Below are 17,398 nucleotides of genomic sequence, written 5' to 3'. Positions count from 1 at the left end.
TGCCCACGCCTTAGACGCGGCGCTCACCCTTTTCACTAACCTTTTCTTGGCGCGGCCGATCTTGTTGGGCTAATATGGAGCCATGCTGACATCCCAATTGCTCGAAGCCGCCCGCAGCCAGACCGACATGATTGTTGGCCTGCGCCGCGCCATCCACGCCGAGCCTGAACTCGGCCTGCAAACGCCGATGACGCTGGCCAAGGTGCGCGCGGCGCTCGCGGACCTGCCACTCGACTGGAAAGAAGGCGGCGCGACGACGGGAGCCGTCGCGACCCTCAAGGGCGGCAAGCCGGGCCGACGTGTCCTGCTGCGCGGCGACATGGATGCGCTGCCGATGGACGAACATACCGGGCTCGAATTTGCTTCGACCATTCCCGGACGCATGCACGCCTGCGGACACGATACGCACACCGCGATGCTGGCGGGCGCCGCCCGGATCCTTACCGCGCAGGCCGATGATCTGGCAGGCGAGGTACAATTCATGTTCCAGCCCGGCGAGGAAGGCTATCACGGCGCACGTCATATGCTCGACGATGGGCTGATCGATCCTTTGCCCGATGCCGCGTTCGCACTGCACATCATGCCCAACTCACCCTATGGCCGGATCGCCGGGCGCGCCGGGCCGCTGCTTGCCGCCGCCGACCAGTTCACCATCACCGTCAAAGGCGCGGGGGGCCATGCCTCCATGCCGCATGACACTGGAGACCCGATCCCGGGTGCAGCAGCGATCGTTTCGGCCTTGCAGACGATGGTGACGCGGCGCTTCAATGCAGCCTCTGCAGTAATCGTCACTGTGACCCAGATTCATGCCGGAACGGCGCACAATGTGATTCCCGACAACGTGGTGCTGGGCGGCACGATGCGAACGTTGTCGGCTTCGCACCGCGCCAAGGTGCACGCCCTGGTTGGCGAAGTGGCCCGGCAGACCGCCGCGGCCCATGGCCTCGAAGCCGAAGTCGAGATTGAAGAGGGCTTTCCGGTAACCGTTTGCGACAGCCAGGCCGTGGCATTGGGTGAGAAAGTCGCCAGCGATCTTTTTGGAGAAGGGGTGTGGCACGGTCTCGGCAATCCGATCATGGGAGCGGAAGACTTTTCCTACCTGCTCGAGAAGGTGCCCGGCGCGATGTTCTTCCTCGGTGTCGCCCAAGACGGGACCGATTGGAAGAGCTGCTGCGCCATCCATTCGCCGCGCATGATGGTAGACGAAAGCGCACTGCCGCGCGGCGCAGCCATGCTGGCGGGCTGTGCCATGGAATTCCTCGAGAACGGGTTCGGCGAAGTTTAGCGCGGGCGTGCGGCACGAAGGGGGTCGGTTGATGGAAGAATTGCGCGGAAGCTGTGGCTGCGGAAAATCGACTTACACCTTGTCACGTGCGCCCACCCGACGCTTCCTGTGTCACTGCGGGATCTGCCAGGCGGTCTACAAGGCGCCCTATGCCGATGCGATGATTACCAATGCCTCCACCGTTGAGATCGATCCCGCCAGTCCGCTTACCTTTCGCCATCTGAATGGCAGCAAGAGCATCGACCGCGGTATTTGCGATTCGTGCGGGTCGCCAACGATGGGCTTCATGAAGCTTGGGCCGGGACTGAGACTGGGCTTCGTGCCAACCCCCACCTTGTCTGGCGCTGCCGGCCTGCCGGATCCGGCGATGCACATCTTCTACGAAAGCCGCGCAGCCGATGTTGAAGATAGCTTGCCCAAATACGACACCCCGGGGCGAAGCATGCGCGCCTGCCTGTGGCCGTTTGTGGCGGGCTTTGCCGGTTGGTGAGAAGGGTCCCTGACAACTAGGCAACGCACAACAGGCGAGTAAGATGGCGCACCCGACAGGATTCGAACCTGTGACCTCTGCCTTCGGAGTGCAGGTCTGCACTACATGGTCAGACAAAACCGGATGAGGAAAAGCACATAATCACAAGTGCTTGAATCCTGCCTTGTCCGATTCCGTCCTGTGCTGTATTCCATATTCATTACATACAGTATGGAAAATGAGATGGGCAAGGTTCGAAAGTCAAAGATTGTTGACCTGAGCAAGGTGAAGGACCGGGAAGACCTCAAGAAACAGCGCGAGCCGCACTGGCAACGATTGCGTAACGGCTGCTTCCTCGGCTTTCGCCCATCGAAGCGCGGCGGGCCGGGAACGTGGATTGCGCGGGCATATGACGAAGACAAGGGCAGGTATCAGGTGAAGTCTCTCGGCGATTATGGGGCACTGGCAGGCAACGCACGCTTCGCGGCGGCAAAGAAGGATGCAGAGGCGCTTGCCGAACTCGTTGAGGCTGGCGGAACAATACGCGCGAAGGTTGAAACCGTTGGCGATGCATGCCGTGCCTATTCGGAAGACAAGCCAGAGGCACAATCCCGCTTCAAGCGACACGTGCACGGCGATCCGCTTGCCAAGGTTAAGCTGGATAAGCTCAGGCGACGGCATTTGCTGGATTGGCGCGCGCGGTTGGAGGAGAAGCCCGCTCTGGTTAGCCGGAACAAGGAGGGCGAAAAGACGGTGCGCAAGCGCGCACCCTCTTCTGTAAACCGCGATATGGCCGTATTGCGTGCGGCGCTCGCCAAGGTTCTAGCGATGGGCGCTCCGAATAGCGAGGCCGCTTGGCAGGAGGCGCTGCGGTCTATTCCTAATGCGAATGGGCGGCGCACCCTGTATCTGGATAAGGGCCAACGGCGGGCGCTCTTGAAGGCGATTAGCGATGAGGCGCGACCATTTGTGAGCGCTCTTTGCCTGTTACCCCTCAGACCGGGCGCAATGGCGGCTTTGACCGCTGGCGACTTTGACAAGCGCACAAACGAGCTTTCGATTGGGAAGGATAAGAACGGCAAGCCGCGCCGGATTCAGATACCAGCCGAGGCCGCGCAACTCTTAATCGAGCAAGGCAAGGACAAGCTGCCAACCGCTCCGCTATTCATGCGCGGCAATGGCAAAGTATGGGACAAGAACACGTGGAAAGTGCCGATAGCGGCGGCAGTGCGCGCGGCCGGAATGCCAGCCGGAGCGACTGCCTACACGCTTAGGCATAGCACCATCACAGACCTTGTGAGGGCCGGATTGCCGCTTCTCACAATCGCACAAATCAGCGGCACAAGCGCAGAGATGATTGAGCGGCACTATGGGCACCTTGCCAGCGATGCGGCGGTTAAGGCGCTTGGGGAGTTGGCGCTTTGAGCAAACGAGTTGGCGACGGGTGGCCAGACCTAAGCGATTGGGCAAAGCGGCTCTACGAACGGCTGGAAGAGCACGGTCAAGGCTTCATTGAGGCTTCTTGGGAACCTCTTGAAAGCCCCTCAGACTGCGAAGGCTTAAATCGAAAGCAAGTCTTGGCTGGCCATGCACTTCTACAAGTCTGCTTCGCATTGAGGGAGTTGCCCTCATTTGAAAAGTCGCACGGAGTTGCCGTTCTGCACACCTTGGCAACAGCGATGGACGAACTTGCGAATGGCGGGGACCCAAGGCTCTTGAGGTCTACTATGGCAGGCACCAGAGGTGGCGACGGCACGGCTCGCAGGTATGTGCGTAGCCATGTTTTGCGCTGCCTAAGATTCCTAGTTGAAGACCACCACATAGCCGACGCAACGGCTCGAAAAGAGGTCGCTCGCATCTATGCAGGCGCGGGTGCCACAGGACGGAAAGGACAACCTTTAAGCGCCTCCACTATCAATGACTGGAACACCCGAACGCACCCCGATTCCATCAACGCTCATGATGCAAAGCTACATGCTGAGATTGAGGAAAGGCTCGCTCTTTTCCGTGCTCACCCAAACTATCCCGGAACGTACGAAGACGCACTGCAATGGGTCCATAATCTCGCCAACGATCCTCTGATGAAAGCTAAATACGGATAAACTAGCTTTTACCGACGCGACCGATCGGCATGTTCCTGTGTGTCCGCACCAACGCGGCAAGGCACAGGAGAACAAAATGCAATCCCTACTTGCAGTCCCTATTCCCAAAGCGGTTGAGCTTTCAGGACTATCGCGCAGCGCGATCTATGAGGCGCTAAAATCTAAATCGCTAACCGCAAAAAAGGCAGGGCGGCGCACGCTTATCCCTGTTGCCGAGCTTGAGGCCTATTTGGCCAGCCTTCCCTCTTACGGAGAGGGCGAATGATTATGGCGGATAAGCAAAACCCCGGCGTACAGGCCGGGGCTTCGCGCAATCAACTTGGCGGCTGGTTGCATAAATCGAATACCGCTCAAACGCGGCAAACGCAAACCCTCATTGCACGATTTTGCGTCTCTCAATCGATGGCCCGCACCTTTGCGCACCTTGCCTATGGGGAGAGCGCTAATGACGAATAAAGCCTTTTCAAATCAGCGCGAGGCAGCCCTGGCGCTGCTAAATGGTGGATACCGTCTCACCCGCAAGGCGGGGCAGTTTCTTGGCCAGATAGCGGTCGATCCCGCGCCCATGAGCGAGAAGCAGAGCGATTGGCTTGCAAAGCTCTTAGAACGATTCGAGCTGCCGCCTTTGGCAAAGGGAGGCGCACAATGAGCACCTATCCCGACACTCCAGGAAGCAAGGGGCAAGACGGCACATCGCAGGATGCGGCCAAGGTGATAGCGCCCAATGCCAAGAGCCTGCGAAGGAAAGCGCTCGCCACCCTAGCCAAGCTAGGCACCGGAACGCCTTTGGAAGTCACTTCCAGCGCAAAGGCGCACCCTTCGCAGCTCCAGCCGCGCTTTTCCGAATTGAAGGCAATGGGGCTAATCGCTGCAACGGGCGAACGACGCCGGAATCCAAGCGGCAAAATGGCGGCGGTTTTGGCTTTGACCGAACGCGGCAAAGAGGCGCTCAAATGACGGTTGCGGCCATGCGGGGTGAATATGCCAGCGCCTCGCATGGCTGCCCGTTTGAAACTTCACCGGATTGGCAAAACAGTGAAGTCTCAAAGGGAGCTGGCCCGTTCGTAAGCGGTGGAAAACGGTGCGTTCCGGCGATTGGCACGCGATCTGCAATAACTAGGTTACCTCTAAGTGAGGCAGCCAATTGTCCTAAGGCAACAGGCAGGGGCGGTGCGCGCAATAGAGCGGACAGACCAAGCCAAACACTCACACGAGCTCAGATTGCCAATTTGAAGGCCGCTGAGAGCCACAGCGCCGCAATCGGTTTACCTTTCACACGAATGGTTTCAATCCACTGGAAGGCGGCTGGTGTGGCCCTAGAGGGCATGGCAAGGGCGACAGGGACGTTCATTGACAGGCTAACAAAGTGGCTCGCTCGCAGAGGCCACAGGACTGCTTGGCTCTGGGTACATGAGAATGCGGGCGGCAAAGGTTGGCATTGCCATATCCTTATTCACATTCCCGCGTGCGTCGTGAGCCAGTTACCAGCCGCGCAAAAGAGATGGCTGCGCCAGATGACGGGGCGCGCCTATTCCAAAAGCATCATTCGAAGCGATCCGATAGGTGGGCGGCTAGGCTTGGAAAGCAGCAATCCGCAATTGCACTTCGCCAATCGCCAAGCAGCTCTCAACTATCTCATGAAAGGGGCAGACGAGGTGGCGGTGCAATCGGCAGGTTTGGAGCTAGTTAAGCCACAAGGGCTGATCTTGGGGCGGCGTTGCAGCACTTCGCAGAACATCGGGAAAGCAGCGAGAGCAAGTTGGGGAAGGCAATGACTAAGCGAACAGGCAAAAAGAAGGCGGCAGACGCGCTTGAAGTAAAGGCGGTGAAGGGCGAGGAGCCTCTCAAAACAGTGGCGCGCTTGAGCCTTCGTCCGGGTGTGCGCCATGCTCAAGTCGCAGGCAGCGCGGCTGGCTATCTTTTTGGCGACACGAACACGCCTTCGATTATGGACAACACTGAAGTGCTTGCCGAGATTCTCAAGTCTGCAAAGTGCGGCGACAAGGAACTTTCGAGCCAACTTCTAGCCGCGCAAGCTGTGACACTCGATGCACTTTTCACCGAGCTTGCGATGCGATCCAAGCAGAACATGGGGCAGTATTTTGACGCAGCCGAGCGCTATATGCGGCTGGCATTGAGGGCACAAAGCAATTGTCGAACAACGCTGGAAGCTCTGGCAAGACTGCACCAGCCGCGTGAGCAAACGGTTAAACACGTTCAAGTGAATGAAGGCGGGCAAGCCGTGGTTGCCGATCAATTCCACCAGCATCGGGGGGAGGGGCAGAATGCAAAATCAGACGAACAATCCCATGCAACCGGAACAGCTGGCACGGGCCCCGCGATGCTTGGCGCGGACACGGAGGGGAACGGAGTGCCAATCTCCAGCGGTGAGCGGTCGGAAGCGGTGCAGGATGCACGGCGGGACCAATCCGGGCGCGCCTAAGGGTAATCGTAATGCTTGGAAGCATGGGGCGCGCGCTGGTGGCCTTGGCCAGCTATTGCATTTAGTGCGAATAGCCGCAGACAATCCTTTGGGTTAAATTATGCTTCGGCGGACGATGGCTAAAGAAGAACTAGTTAGCGCGGAAGCGCTTCGGATTAGAAGGGTGCCAAGGACGCCCCACAGTGCGGAAAGGTACTTCTCAGCGTACCCGGACTTGTGCGCTTTTCCCGCCCTGAGCGAGAACACTCGTCTCTTTGCGCGCCTTATCACGCCTTTGGAGAGTGAACTATTAGATTCGCAAAATGAAGAAGGACATTTGTGGCAACAGTACCAAACATCGAGCGATGTAGATGAGTTTATCACGCTAAGAGACGAATTGGGGATTGTTAGCGGACGCACGCTTACACTTGGTCGCGCACTTGAGACGGCTGCCCAGCTGCAGCTAATACTGGCCTATAGGGACTTGGAATTGGCTAGGACGGATCTGCTAAGCAGACTCTTTCCACAAACTCAAAGTAGGCGCCTTTCCAATTGGAATTATGTAAAAACCTCTTTCCCCTTCGTTTTGCGAGCCTTTGGAGCTCGCGAGATGGATGAACTCCGTATGCTGAATAACTGCATCAAGCATTCTGGAAAGGCTACCATCGCCCTCTCCCGTAACAACTCTAACTGGGTCGCTGGGGAGCCGCTTTCAGGCCTAAGGCAAACGTTCGATAGGCTCGCTCCGTATCTGAGCGCGTACTGGGCCGATTTAGTGCATATCGCGAAGCAAGAAGGCAAGAAAACGGCCTCGTGATGCCAACGGATATGGAGGGATAGCGAAGTCGCGAGGGGGGATGGAGTGCCAGTCTCCAACGATGAAGGGCGAGCGACGCAGACCTCATTCCGTGGCAGGTTCAATGGCGCAAGCCTCAAAGTCTTGCGATCCGCGTATCTTCGGAAAATAGGGGTTGTGCACCGTTACTAGGGTCAATGACTGTCGCGCGGATTCGGCGTTGTCTTGAGGATCAAAATCCCAAGCGGCTACCACGCCAGGGGTGTCGGCAATCAAATGGCTTTCCCAAAATCTAGATCCTGTCGCATCGGTGACCACGTGCGCACGAACTATTCTCGAACAGGGATCGATCGAGTCCGCCTCATTCGGATAAGAAAATTCGGTCACCCAGACGTACTTTGGGAAGTCTCTTCGAATGACTTCGTATTTCAGTTGTTCACACGTGTTGTTGCGGAGAGCCCTTGCCTTGTACTTCCACCCATAGGTTAGATATGTGCGGGCGACTAGTTCCCCGGCCACCGCAGAACCGTAAAAGTCCGGCTCGGGCGGCCATGAAGATTGCTCGTCCTCCGGCAATTGTGAGCGCAGGTTCGGGAGCTGGGTTGCGATACTATCAATAAGCCCACGAGCGATCAGCTCCGCCACTTCAGGTGTCATGAAAACCTTGTGGGGAAGAGGAACAATTATGAACCGCAAATGCTCTCGCAAGTTGAAGGGAAGCGCTTCTTCTGAAGGGGCTTCTGTAGGCAAGCGCAGATACGCTCCGCGCTGATCATCCATGACGAGAAGATGTGAGCAATACGCTGCCTGCGAATGGGTCTTTCCTTCCCCATCCGACACAACGGATTCGCCCCGGACTGCGCCAACTGCGACAACAGCGTGACCAACAGCTTGTCCATCGTTCAATCCGAGAATGACGGGTATTCCTGAATCTACATACTGGCAAATCACATCCCGTGGATCAAAACCCCAGAGATCGCCAGATTCTGTTGGTTGAGGGGCATAGAAGACCGGGTGTCGCCCCATGGCGCGCAACGCTCGGACCATGTTGTCCGAAGTCAAGTAATCTGACCCGGCGGGCAGTGATCTGGTAATCGCGGAGTCGGTTGGCCTGAGGGCGCTTGACGTAATTTCCGGAAGTGAAACCCATGGCCCCTTGTGTTTCAAATGAAAGTGGCGGCTTGCCATCCATATCGAAGCCTGCGCGCATGCCCCTACTCTCGTATCTTGTTGTGTGAGAGGGAAGCCAACGATATGTAGGGACGCACCCAAAAGGTGCACTTCATGGACAGATCGGACTGAAATTTCTTCTGCCTGTTCCGGGCATAATGCCGCATGGGCTAGAAAGGCATGACTGACTGGAGCGTGCGTCAGCGGCCTCAGCACCACATAGCCAATATAATGTTGGGCTGCATCTTCTAGGGCAGTCGAGATTGCCAACGGACTGTCTTGCGAGAACGCCTCTGAAAGATCAGTCGAGAAGAGGTGAATGCGCCTGCAGAGCTTTTTGTATGGCCGAAAGAGAGAGGCATAGAACGCTGTGAACGAAGCCGAGAAGTCCCTATCGATATATGGGGTCTCGATAATCGCGAAATTACAACCAGATTGATGAGCCGTGGCCATTAGGTTGGCCAACAAAGGATTCTCGCTCGACGGCCCGATAACGCTTCTCAGGCGATCCCAGGCCCCCTCCTCATGAAGAGGGATAATTTGCGCGTTCGACAGCACAATTCAGTCAGGCGCGACCAGACCTTAACCTACGCGAAATTCACCTATGCGGTGACCTGCCAGTATAGCATAGCGCTCCAGCTTCTCGATTTGCTGGAGAGTTTCGGCACCGAGTGATATTGAAACATCGCACCCGTCTTCTGGCACGCAAGCAACAATTGCTTCCTTACTCTTTATCGCGCTTGTCGCTTCCAAAATCATGCTCTCTTTCTCGTCCTTGTCAGCCAATCCGCACCCTCCCCAGACCATCTAACGATCGATTCCGTATCGCTGGAGCAACCCACCGGCAAGCTCATAGTGCCCGCCAAGGGTCAAAAAGAAATAAACGGAATCAGCAACCCATGCCCTCGATTCGAAAACCACACAGACTGAGTCTTTTTAGACTTAAGTCGGGGCGTCCGCTTGGCTTGCAACGATACCGATCGAACAGAATCGCAGACCCGGATAACTAGTCCTTCGCACTGGCAATACAAGTGGAATCTACCCCCTGTTTTCCGTACCCATTTCGTACGAACAGGACGCAAATTTCCTAAGTCATTGATTTAATGGCGCACCCGACAGGATTCGAACCTGTGACCTCTGCCTTCGGAGGGCAGCGCTCTATCCAGCTGAGCTACGGGTGCCGCGGCCGCTATCGGGCCAATGCCGGAGGCGGGCGCTTAGCAAAGCCCCCATGGCAGCGGAAGCCCCATTATCCAGGTTAACAAAACCGAGCCGCGCATTAGGGATTTGGCAATGCCGCAGGTCTAGTCCTGTGAATCGTCATGAGTTCGCTAAACCAAGAGTTCCCGATTGATCGCGAAGTGGCCGTGCCGGCCGAGCTCTCGCTCGAGCTGCCGCTGTCGCCCGACTTTTGCCGGGCGTGGAAGACAATCCACGACAAGGCGCACGAGGTGGCACTGCTCGGTCAGCTGGGAAGCGAGCGGCTCGACAACCGGGTGATCGGCTTCATCGACAAGGCAAAGGCCTCACCGGCATTCCGGCAGGCGCTGATCTGGCGGGCAATCGAGGATATCTCGGCGATGCTCGCGCCCGGCCTGTCCGCGCTCCAGCAGATTGAAACCGAAGGCCGCGATCCGACGGCGGCGGCCGTGACCTTGTGGCGAGAGTTCTTCAAGGCTCGCTCGGCCGTCCTGGATCTGGTCGAGACCTGAGCCGAGCCAGCAACGTCGCGCAGGCGGACAACTAGCCGTCCCGCAGCAGCTTGACCGAGTTCCCGTTCTGTTCCAACAGGGTGTGATGGAGCCGAACGCTGATTCGCAATTGCTGGATGCCGCCCTGCCTCTCGACGCCCGGGGTGTTGCGCGGGGCATCATGCGCCTGTTTGCGCGCAATGATATCTGGTGCCTGCCCGAGATGCCGCTGCGCGGCGGTCGCCGGGCAGATCTCATGGGGATCGATGCCAAGGGCAAGGTCATCATCGTGGAGATCAAGGTCCAACGCGGCGATATGCTGGGTGACGGGAAATGGCCCGACTATCTCGAACATTGCGACCGCTTTTATTGGGGCGTACCGCCTGATCTCGATCGCAGCCCCCTGGAAGGGCCGGACTACCAGCCCGATTGTTGCGGTGTGGTCGTAGCCGATAGCTACGATGCCGAGATATTGCGCCCCGCCCCGCTCCAACCGCTCAATGCGGCGCGGCGCAAGGCCGAAATCGAGCGCCTGTCGCGCGCAGCCATGCGCCGGATGACGGTCGCGCTCGATCCCGACTGCGCGCCCTGGGGAGGCGGCGAATAGTGCGAAACAGTGAATAGACCCGTCGCCTTGTGATACGCGCCGCGCTAAGGCGCAGACATGGTCGCTGCGATCATCCTTTCCGCCTTGGCTATGACGGCCATTGTCGCGCTGCGCTATCTCGCCTCGAGCGGGTTCTTCGCCTGGCTCACCGGCAGGCTGCGCCCCGGCTATCACGCAGCGCTGAAACCGCAGATCGGCCGGGAAATCGGCTGGTCGCTCGCATCGGCAGCGATATATGGAGCGCCGGCGGGAATTGTCGCATGGGGCTGGCAGGAGCGCGGATGGACCCAGATCTATACCGAGTGGGGTGCCTACCCACTGTGGTATCTGCCGCTTGCGCCGCTGATCTATCTCTTGCTGCACGATACCTGGTTTTATTGGACCCACCGGTTGATGCACGCGCCGCGCCTATTCAAGGCAATGCATGCGGTCCATCACGCCAGCCGCCCGCCGACGGCTTGGGCCGCGATGAGCTTCCATCCCTATGAGGCGGTAACCGGTGCGATCGTGATCCCTCTGTTGGTAATGGCGATCCCGATTCACGTCGCGATGCTGGGGGTGGTCTTGTTGGTGATGACGATTATGGGTGTGACCAATCACATGGGCTGGGAGATGTTTCCGCGCCGACTGGTTCACTCGCCGTTAGGAAGCTGGCTGATAACGGCCAGCCATCACCAGCGTCATCACGAAGAATATCGCTGCAATTACGGGCTATATTTCAGGCTTTGGGACAGAATATGCAAAACCGACAAAGGTCTTTCCGACAACTTCGCCTGATCGCGGCAAGCGGCGTTGCGCTCGCCGCAGGCGCTGCCTCGCTCGGCGCGACAGAAACGTCAGCGACCGGTGATATCACGGTCACGATCACAGAGATGCGCAATGCCAAGGGTGTCGTGCGCGCCTGCATGACGACCAATCCTGATATCTTTCCGCGCTGCCGCAAGGATCCGGAAAGCCATCGGCTGGTGGTTGCCGCTGGCGAGGACATGAAGCTGCAATTTCGCAATGTGAAGCCCGGCCGCTATGCGATCGCTCTCCTTCATGACGAGAACAACAACGGCAAGGCTGATCGCGCGCTGGGAATGATGCCCAAGGAGGGCTTTGGCTTTTCGCGTGATGCCAAGGTGCGAATGGCGCCGCCCAAATTCAAAGACGCGGTTTTCGATTACAAGGGTGATGACCGCTCCCTTACGGTCAAGATGCGGTACATGCTCTGATCACCAGGCCGGGCCCGCTGGCCGGAAGATCGAATGCAGCTTCGCGCCAATCTTTAATCATATGTTTACCATGCTCCGCCACAAGAAGCCTCGCATAGTGCTCAATGGGGGCTTCAAAGGCGATGGATACGCTACGTGGACAATTCGATCCGGCTGATTTCAGCGAGGATCTACACGATTTCGAGTTCGCCGAAGATGACGGCCTGCCCGAGCCGCCGCCCTCGCCCATCGGGCAGGACGAGCGCCGCATGCAGGTGCGCGCCTACAATCATTGGGCGGGCCAGCTCGGCAATCGCAATTTCCCCAACATCGAAGATCTCGAACCGGAGAAGCTCGATGATTTCGGCCCTTACAGCGTATTGCTCGGCTTTACCGGCGATATCGAGAATCCCGACGTCCGCTTTGTCGGCGCGGAACTCGCTCAAGAATGCGACGCCGGCGAAGGCATCGGCAAGCTTTCCGACGTGCCCAGTCGCTCGCTGCTGAGCCGTATTACTGATCACTACATGCAGATCCTAGCCAACCAGGCCCCGATCGGCTTCGAAGCTGAGTTTGTAAACCAGCGCGGTCGCACGATCCTCTACCGCGGCATCCTGCTGCCCTACTCAAGCGACAATGAAACGATCGACTATATCTACGGAGTGATCAACTGGAAGGAAATGGCCGACCAGCAGACCACCGACGAGTTGATGCTGGAGATCGATCAGGCGCTGGAAGGCACCGATCCGGGCGACGCCGCAATCGATGAAGAAGACGAGAGCAATATCCTCGATCTTGCAAGTTTCCAGCCGTCGGAAGAAGAAGAACTGGATTCTGCCGCACAAGATGCGCCAGCCGGCGATGACGCGCCGGCAATGCCCAAGCCTACCTTTGGTTCGCTGCTGACTCCCGAAGGCTACGAAGACGATGACGACGACGAGTTCTCGCTCCCCGCCGATTGGCGGCTGTCAGATCCGACTGCCGAGACCGATGGCGAGTATGCTGACGACAGCGCTGACGTTTATGACGAGGATTTCGATCCCGAGACGACCGAAGACGAAGAGGACGAGAGCAACGAGCTGGGCCTTTCGCGCCTGATCGAGAGCGAATTCGAACGCGCTGAACGCAAGCCGATCGACCTATCCGCACTAGATATCGAAGAAGATGCAATCGACCCCGAAGAGCCGGGCGCCGATACGCTCGAGTTTGCCCAAGAAGAATTCGGCCTGACTGAACCAGTCACGCCCTCTGAGCCGATCGATGACGTTCCGCTCGATGATGAAATCGAGCTCGAGAACGATATCGATTTTGGATCATTCTCAACCGAAGAAGACGAGACGGTGATTGGGGATACCCCAGTCGAGAGCGACGCTCCAGCGGCGCCAACCATCCCAGCGACCGACACGTACGAAGCCGCATCGGAAGAATCGGTCGAGCTTGAAACCGCTGAAGCGCCCCAGTTCGAGGACGTCATTGCCGATCCCGAGCCGGAGATCGAACTCGAACCCTCCCAAGATGCCTTTGGCCTCTATGACAGCCTCGCCGAAGCGCGCGAGCTGGCGCAGGTCGCAAGCCAGAGCGAAGAGCGCAGTCGCCACGCCCTTTATGCTGCTGTCGGCCGCGCATACGACGTGAGCCTCGCGGCGCAAGAAGCACCTGCAGAGTTCGACGAGCTGCTCGAGGAAAGCGGCCTAACCGTGCAAGATCGCGCACCGATGACACCGGTCGTAAAGCTGGTTTTCGGAGCCAAATACGACAAGACTCGCCTGACCGAATATGCTGCTGCCCTATCGCATGCACATCGCATCGGCATAGCGCGCGGCAAGCTCGGCACATTCCTGGCCGAGGCTGATGGCGGTCTTAAGGGTGTGGTCCAGACCGAACGCCGCTTGCGGCGCGAAGAGGCCGGCAAGCCAGTCGCACCGCGCGATGCACCGCGCGAAAGCCTCGCCAAGAAGCTGCGCGCGCTCGAAGGCATCGATCTTGCCGATATTCCGGTCGACGGTAGCGAGTTCGGTGTCGTCATGATCCGCCGCACCGAAGATGGTGACATCGTCGTGCTCGGTGAAGTCTCTGACGACATTCCGCTGCTCGAGCGCCTCGGCCGCAAGATCCTAAACTAGAGCCTGAAGCTTTCTAAGCGTTTCAAAAAGCTCGCTTTAGACAGGCTGGCGCTTGCCGCCGTAACGCGCTAGCTGATGGCCATGGATCTCATTCATGGCCCGCCCGTCCGCATCCAGCCCTACTTCGGATATCGCTCGACCGAGCGCCTGACGATTTCAGCCCGCGCCTTGCGCGCAGGCAATCCGCGGCTCGAACGGCGCGGGAGGCTTCAAGCTTTCCGCACTATGGTCTCGCAGTTCGCATCACGCGAGGAGCCCGGCCTGCCAGTCGAACTGGAGCTGAAATGCGGCAAGGGTTCGGCCCATCGGCATGAAGGCGTGACCGACAAGGAAGGCTTCGTACACTTCAATGTCGCGCTCGCCGGGGACTGGCAATTTCCCAGCTACACGCGCTGGGAAACGGTCACTTTTCATTGGCGCAATCGCAAAGGCGAGATGTCGGTCGACGGGCATGTCCTTGCTCCCGGACAGGCAGCGCCGCTGGGTGTCATTTCGGATATTGACGATACGATCATCGAAACCGGGATCACCGGCGGGACCCGCTCGCTACTCAGGAACTGGCGGCGCGTCTTGGCGCAAATGCCGGAAGAGCGGATCGCGGTTCCCGGCGTTGATGCCTTCTACGGCGCGATTGGCGGAGGCGCAGTGATGGCCGGGGACACCGGCAATGCGGGCGAAAGCGTCGCCGCCACGCACCGCCCGTTTTTCTACGTGTCCTCCAGCCCGTGGAACCTGTTTTCCTACCTGGTCGCGTACAAGCGCAGCCGCAACCTGCCGCTGGGCCCGATCCATTTGCGCGACTGGGGATTGAACCGAGAAACATTCGGCTCCTCAAGCCACGGCTCGCACAAGACCGATGCGATCCAGCGCATCCTTGATTTCTATCCTGAGCTTCGATTTGCAATGATCGGTGACGATACGCAGGGCGATTTGCCCGCATTCGCGCATATCGCCTCCGCCAATCCGGGGCGTATCGTTGCCATCTTCCTGCGCCGTGCAGCTGGACCTTTCTCGCCGGAAGAAGAGGAGGCAGAAGCCATCCTGAAGCGCGAACAGGTGCCGCTATGGATGGGTGAGGATTACTCCACCGGCAAAGCGTTTCTCGCCTCGGTCGGCCTCGAACAGGACGGGGAGGCGGCGGAAATCATAGAAGCGGTCGATAAGGCCCATTCCGACGAAGATGCTGGCGTCTAAGCGGCGTCCCGCTATGCGAAAGAGCATGTGGTTTCTCATAGGAATTGTCGTGGCGCTTGCTGTCACCTTCATCGCGCTACAGATCGCGATCGCGCGCGATGGCCCAGCGGTTCTGAGCAATGTTGATAGGATAACGGGCGGAAGTCAGGGCGCGGAGCTGCTCGAGCGAGCGCGATATGGCGAGGATCCAGCCCAGAAACTTCGCGTATGGCGCAAGACGGGCACACACTCCCCTATGCCAATGATGATCTTCGTGCATGGCGGCAGCTGGTCGTGGGGTGATCCCGATTCCTACGATTTCATCGGGCGCAATTTCGCCGCGCAGGATTTTGTGACCGTCGTTGCTGGCTACCGGCTCTATCCCGATGTCCGTTATCCGGCGATGCTGGAGGACTCAGCCGCTGCAGTGCGCTGGGCGCGCGAGAATGCCGCTCGGCTCGGCGGCGATCACGATCGCATCTGGCTCATGGGTCATTCCGCCGGAGCATATAATGTCGTCGGCATTGCGCTCGATCCGCGATGGCTCGAAGCGGAAGGCGTGCCCGAGCATGCGCTGGCCGGTGTGATCGGCATCTCGGGTCCGTATGATTTTTATCCCTTTAACAGCGAATCGACGCGCAACAGCTTTGGCGAATGGCCCGATCCGGAAGCGACCCAGCCGATAAGCTATGCGCGCGGCGACGCCGCGCCGCTCCTGCTTCTCACCGGGTATGCGGACACGACCGTCAAGCCGCGCAACAGCAAGGCTCTTGCTCGGGCAATCGAAACGAAAGGCGGAGCAGTAGAATTGGAGATTTATTCTGACATGGAGCACTCCGATCCGCTGATCGCGCTCGCGAACCCATGGCGCGATCGCCGCGAAGTCATGGCCCGCATTTTGGCTTTTACCGGAAAGTACGCGCAGCATACTCAGTCCGAAGCGGCCAATCCTTCACTCGCTGTTCAGGCGGATTCACGCTAGGACGGTATAGACATGTCGATCCTCTCCCGCTTCATCGCCCTTTTTGCGGCGGCGGCTATGGCTGTGCAGCCGGTGGCTGCGCAATCGATCCTGCGCGATGCGGAGACTGAAAAACTGCTCGATGACATGGCGGCCCCGCTGGTCGAAGCCTCGGGTCTCGAGCCGGGCAACGTCGATATCGTGCTGATAAACGATCCTTCGATCAATGCTTTCGTCGCGGGCGGGCAGGCAGTCTATATTCACAGCGGCCTGATCGACGCCGCCGATACCGCCAATGAAGTCCAGGGCGTCATCGCGCACGAGCTGGGCCATATCACCGGCGGCCACGTGGTGCGCTTCGGCGAAGGCGCGAGCGCCGCGAACAACATCTCGATCCTTTCCATGCTGCTCGGCGTCGCTGCGGCGCTGGCAGGGGCCGGAGACGCCGCAATGGGCGTGATGATGGCGGGACAACGCGCGGCGCTGGGCAAGTTCCTTGCGTTCACCCGGGTCCAGGAATCGGCGGCCGATGCAGCGGGGGCCGAATATCTCTCTACGGCCGGAATATCGGGACGCGGATCGCTCTCCTTTTTCAAGAAGCTGCAGAACCGCGAGTTCCGCTATGGCTATAGCCAGGATGACGAACAGACATTCGTGCGCACCCACCCGCTGTCGGGTGACCGCATTTCCTATCTGCGCGATGTCTACACGGTCGATCCGGCATGGGACGCACCCGATGATCCGGTTCTGCAGGCGCGTTTCGAACGCGCAAAGGCCAAGCTTTCAGGCTATCTTTCTACTCCGCAGAAGACCTTGCGCGACTTCCCGGAAAGCCGCACCGACGTTCCGGCGCGCTATGCGCGCGCCTATGCGTTTCACAAAAATGCACTGATCGACAAGGCGCTGGCCGAAGCCGACGCGCTGCTCGACGTTGATCCGGACGATCCCTATTTCCTTGAGCTAAAGGGACAGGTGCTACTCGAATCAGGCAGGCCGCGCGAAGCGCTTGAACCACTGCGCATGGCGACCGATATGACCAACAACGAGCCGCTTATTGCCACGATCTTCGGCCACGCCCTGATAGCCACCGAGGATGACAGTCATTTCGAGGAAGCGGCCCGGGTGTTGAAGGCTGCCGTTGCGCGCGATCGGTACAATCCCTTCGCATGGTACCAGTTGGGGATTATCCATGCCTCGCAAGGCGATATGCCCCGCGCCCGCCTTGCCAGCGCCGAACAGCAGGTGCTGAGCGGGCGTTGGCCCGATGCCCTGCGCAGCGCGAACGCCGCCGAAGCGGGGCTACCCAAAGGCTCGCCCGACTGGATTAGGGCCCAGGACATTGGCTTGCAGGCCCGCGCGGCACTCGAACAGATTCGCGATCGTTGACCACAAGCAGGAGTTGA

The 17,398-nt window shown here is 58.8% G+C and carries 20 protein-coding genes and 1 tRNA gene; 17 read left to right on the top strand and 4 right to left on the bottom strand.

All coding sequences use genetic code 11. The annotated features are described in order from the left end of the window. Positions 1-82: 82 nt before the first annotated feature. The 7 genes from ACEWMW_RS05010 to ACEWMW_RS04980 all read left to right on the top strand — a co-directional run bounded on the left by ACEWMW_RS05010 (position 83) and on the right by ACEWMW_RS04980 (position 4,813). Positions 83-1,285, top strand: coding sequence for a M20 metallopeptidase family protein (locus ACEWMW_RS05010; protein ID WP_409412794.1), 1,203 nt, complete (start codon positions 83-85; stop codon positions 1,283-1,285). 31 nt (positions 1,286-1,316) lie between these two features. Then, a complete protein-coding gene (locus ACEWMW_RS05005; protein WP_409412793.1) occupies positions 1,317-1,775 on the top strand; it encodes a GFA family protein in 459 nt (152 codons plus the stop codon). A 222-nt stretch (positions 1,776-1,997) separates the two neighbouring features. Then, positions 1,998-3,179, top strand: coding sequence for a tyrosine-type recombinase/integrase (locus tag ACEWMW_RS05000; protein ID WP_409412792.1), 1,182 nt, complete (start codon positions 1,998-2,000; stop codon positions 3,177-3,179). Positions 3,180-3,932: 753 nt separating this feature from the next. Continuing rightward, positions 3,933-4,121 (top strand): helix-turn-helix domain-containing protein, encoded by a 189-nt coding sequence (locus ACEWMW_RS04995; protein ID WP_409412791.1) that lies wholly within the window; start codon positions 3,933-3,935, stop codon positions 4,119-4,121. Beyond that, complete coding sequence (locus ACEWMW_RS04990) at positions 4,118-4,312, top strand: hypothetical protein (protein ID WP_409412790.1); 195 nt, start codon at positions 4,118-4,120, stop codon at positions 4,310-4,312. Before ACEWMW_RS04995 ends, ACEWMW_RS04990 begins: the two co-directional genes overlap by 4 nt. Beyond that, the gene (locus ACEWMW_RS04985; RefSeq protein WP_409412789.1) at positions 4,302-4,505 is read left to right on the top strand and encodes a hypothetical protein; all 204 of its coding nucleotides are present in this window, start codon (positions 4,302-4,304) and stop codon (positions 4,503-4,505) included. The genes ACEWMW_RS04990 and ACEWMW_RS04985 overlap by 11 nt, the downstream gene beginning before the upstream one ends. Beyond that, positions 4,502-4,813: a hypothetical protein gene (locus ACEWMW_RS04980; RefSeq protein ID WP_409412788.1), complete on the top strand. Its 312-nt coding sequence runs from the start codon at positions 4,502-4,504 to the stop codon at positions 4,811-4,813. The genes ACEWMW_RS04985 and ACEWMW_RS04980 overlap by 4 nt, the downstream gene beginning before the upstream one ends. A 259-nt stretch (positions 4,814-5,072) precedes the next feature. Here ACEWMW_RS04980 and ACEWMW_RS04975 read toward each other — a convergent pair whose 3' ends face one another. Next, the gene (locus ACEWMW_RS04975) at positions 5,073-5,207 is read right to left on the bottom strand and encodes a hypothetical protein (protein ID WP_409412787.1); all 135 of its coding nucleotides are present in this window, start codon (positions 5,205-5,207) and stop codon (positions 5,073-5,075) included. 420 nt (positions 5,208-5,627) lie between these two features. Between ACEWMW_RS04975 and ACEWMW_RS04970 the strand changes: the two genes are divergently transcribed. Both ACEWMW_RS04970 and ACEWMW_RS04965 read left to right on the top strand, forming a co-directional pair. Continuing rightward, entirely contained in the window at positions 5,628-6,299 is a 672-nt protein-coding gene (locus tag ACEWMW_RS04970; protein ID WP_409412786.1) for a hypothetical protein, read from the top strand. Next, positions 6,244-6,396, top strand: a complete 153-nt coding sequence (locus tag ACEWMW_RS04965; RefSeq protein ID WP_409412785.1) for a hypothetical protein — start codon at positions 6,244-6,246, stop codon at positions 6,394-6,396. The genes ACEWMW_RS04970 and ACEWMW_RS04965 overlap by 56 nt, the downstream gene beginning before the upstream one ends. 783 nt (positions 6,397-7,179) lie before the next feature. Here the strand turns inward: ACEWMW_RS04965 and ACEWMW_RS04960 are convergent. From ACEWMW_RS04960 to ACEWMW_RS04950, 3 genes are all read right to left on the bottom strand, one after another. After that, on the bottom strand, positions 7,180-8,697 hold the full coding sequence (locus ACEWMW_RS04960) for a hypothetical protein (protein WP_409412784.1): 1,518 nt from the start codon (positions 8,695-8,697) through the stop codon (positions 7,180-7,182). A 129-nt stretch (positions 8,698-8,826) separates the two neighbouring features. Then, entirely contained in the window at positions 8,827-9,030 is a 204-nt protein-coding gene (locus ACEWMW_RS04955; protein WP_409412783.1) for a hypothetical protein, read from the bottom strand. A 318-nt stretch (positions 9,031-9,348) separates the two neighbouring features. After that, positions 9,349-9,425 (bottom strand) — tRNA-Arg (locus tag ACEWMW_RS04950). 141 nt (positions 9,426-9,566) lie between these two features. Between ACEWMW_RS04950 and ACEWMW_RS04945 the strand changes: the two genes are divergently transcribed. The 8 genes from ACEWMW_RS04945 (at position 9,567) to ACEWMW_RS04910 (ending at position 17,381) form a co-directional block, all read left to right on the top strand. Beyond that, positions 9,567-9,956, top strand: a complete 390-nt coding sequence (locus ACEWMW_RS04945) for a hypothetical protein (RefSeq protein ID WP_409412782.1) — start codon at positions 9,567-9,569, stop codon at positions 9,954-9,956. Positions 9,957-10,041: 85 nt separating this feature from the next. After that, positions 10,042-10,542: an MmcB family DNA repair protein gene (locus tag ACEWMW_RS04940; RefSeq protein ID WP_409412781.1), complete on the top strand. Its 501-nt coding sequence runs from the start codon at positions 10,042-10,044 to the stop codon at positions 10,540-10,542. A 57-nt stretch (positions 10,543-10,599) separates the two neighbouring features. After that, the gene (locus ACEWMW_RS04935) at positions 10,600-11,319 is read left to right on the top strand and encodes a sterol desaturase family protein (protein WP_409412780.1); all 720 of its coding nucleotides are present in this window, start codon (positions 10,600-10,602) and stop codon (positions 11,317-11,319) included. Continuing rightward, positions 11,280-11,759, top strand: coding sequence for a DUF2141 domain-containing protein (locus ACEWMW_RS04930; RefSeq protein WP_409412779.1), 480 nt, complete (start codon positions 11,280-11,282; stop codon positions 11,757-11,759). Before ACEWMW_RS04935 ends, ACEWMW_RS04930 begins: the two co-directional genes overlap by 40 nt. Before the next feature lie 122 nt (positions 11,760-11,881). Next, the gene (locus ACEWMW_RS04925) at positions 11,882-13,861 is read left to right on the top strand and encodes a PAS domain-containing protein (RefSeq protein WP_409412778.1); all 1,980 of its coding nucleotides are present in this window, start codon (positions 11,882-11,884) and stop codon (positions 13,859-13,861) included. Positions 13,862-13,942: 81 nt separating this feature from the next. Further along, a complete protein-coding gene (locus tag ACEWMW_RS04920) occupies positions 13,943-15,055 on the top strand; it encodes a phosphatase domain-containing protein (protein WP_409412777.1) in 1,113 nt (370 codons plus the stop codon). A 25-nt stretch (positions 15,056-15,080) separates the two neighbouring features. Further along, positions 15,081-16,016, top strand: coding sequence for an alpha/beta hydrolase (locus ACEWMW_RS04915; protein WP_409412776.1), 936 nt, complete (start codon positions 15,081-15,083; stop codon positions 16,014-16,016). A gap of 12 nt (positions 16,017-16,028) precedes the next feature. Beyond that, positions 16,029-17,381 carry a M48 family metalloprotease gene (locus tag ACEWMW_RS04910; protein WP_409412775.1) on the top strand — a complete coding sequence of 451 codons (1,353 nt, stop codon included), beginning with the start codon at positions 16,029-16,031 and terminating at the stop codon, positions 17,379-17,381. Positions 17,382-17,398 lie beyond the last annotated feature (17 nt).

It is taken from the genome of Litorerythrobacter xanthomarinus (assembly GCF_046254955.1).
Lineage (GTDB): Bacteria > Pseudomonadota > Alphaproteobacteria > Sphingomonadales > Sphingomonadaceae > Qipengyuania_C.
The sequence above is the reverse complement of the archived record's forward strand: the minus strand, read 5'-3'. Positions and strand labels throughout refer to the sequence as shown.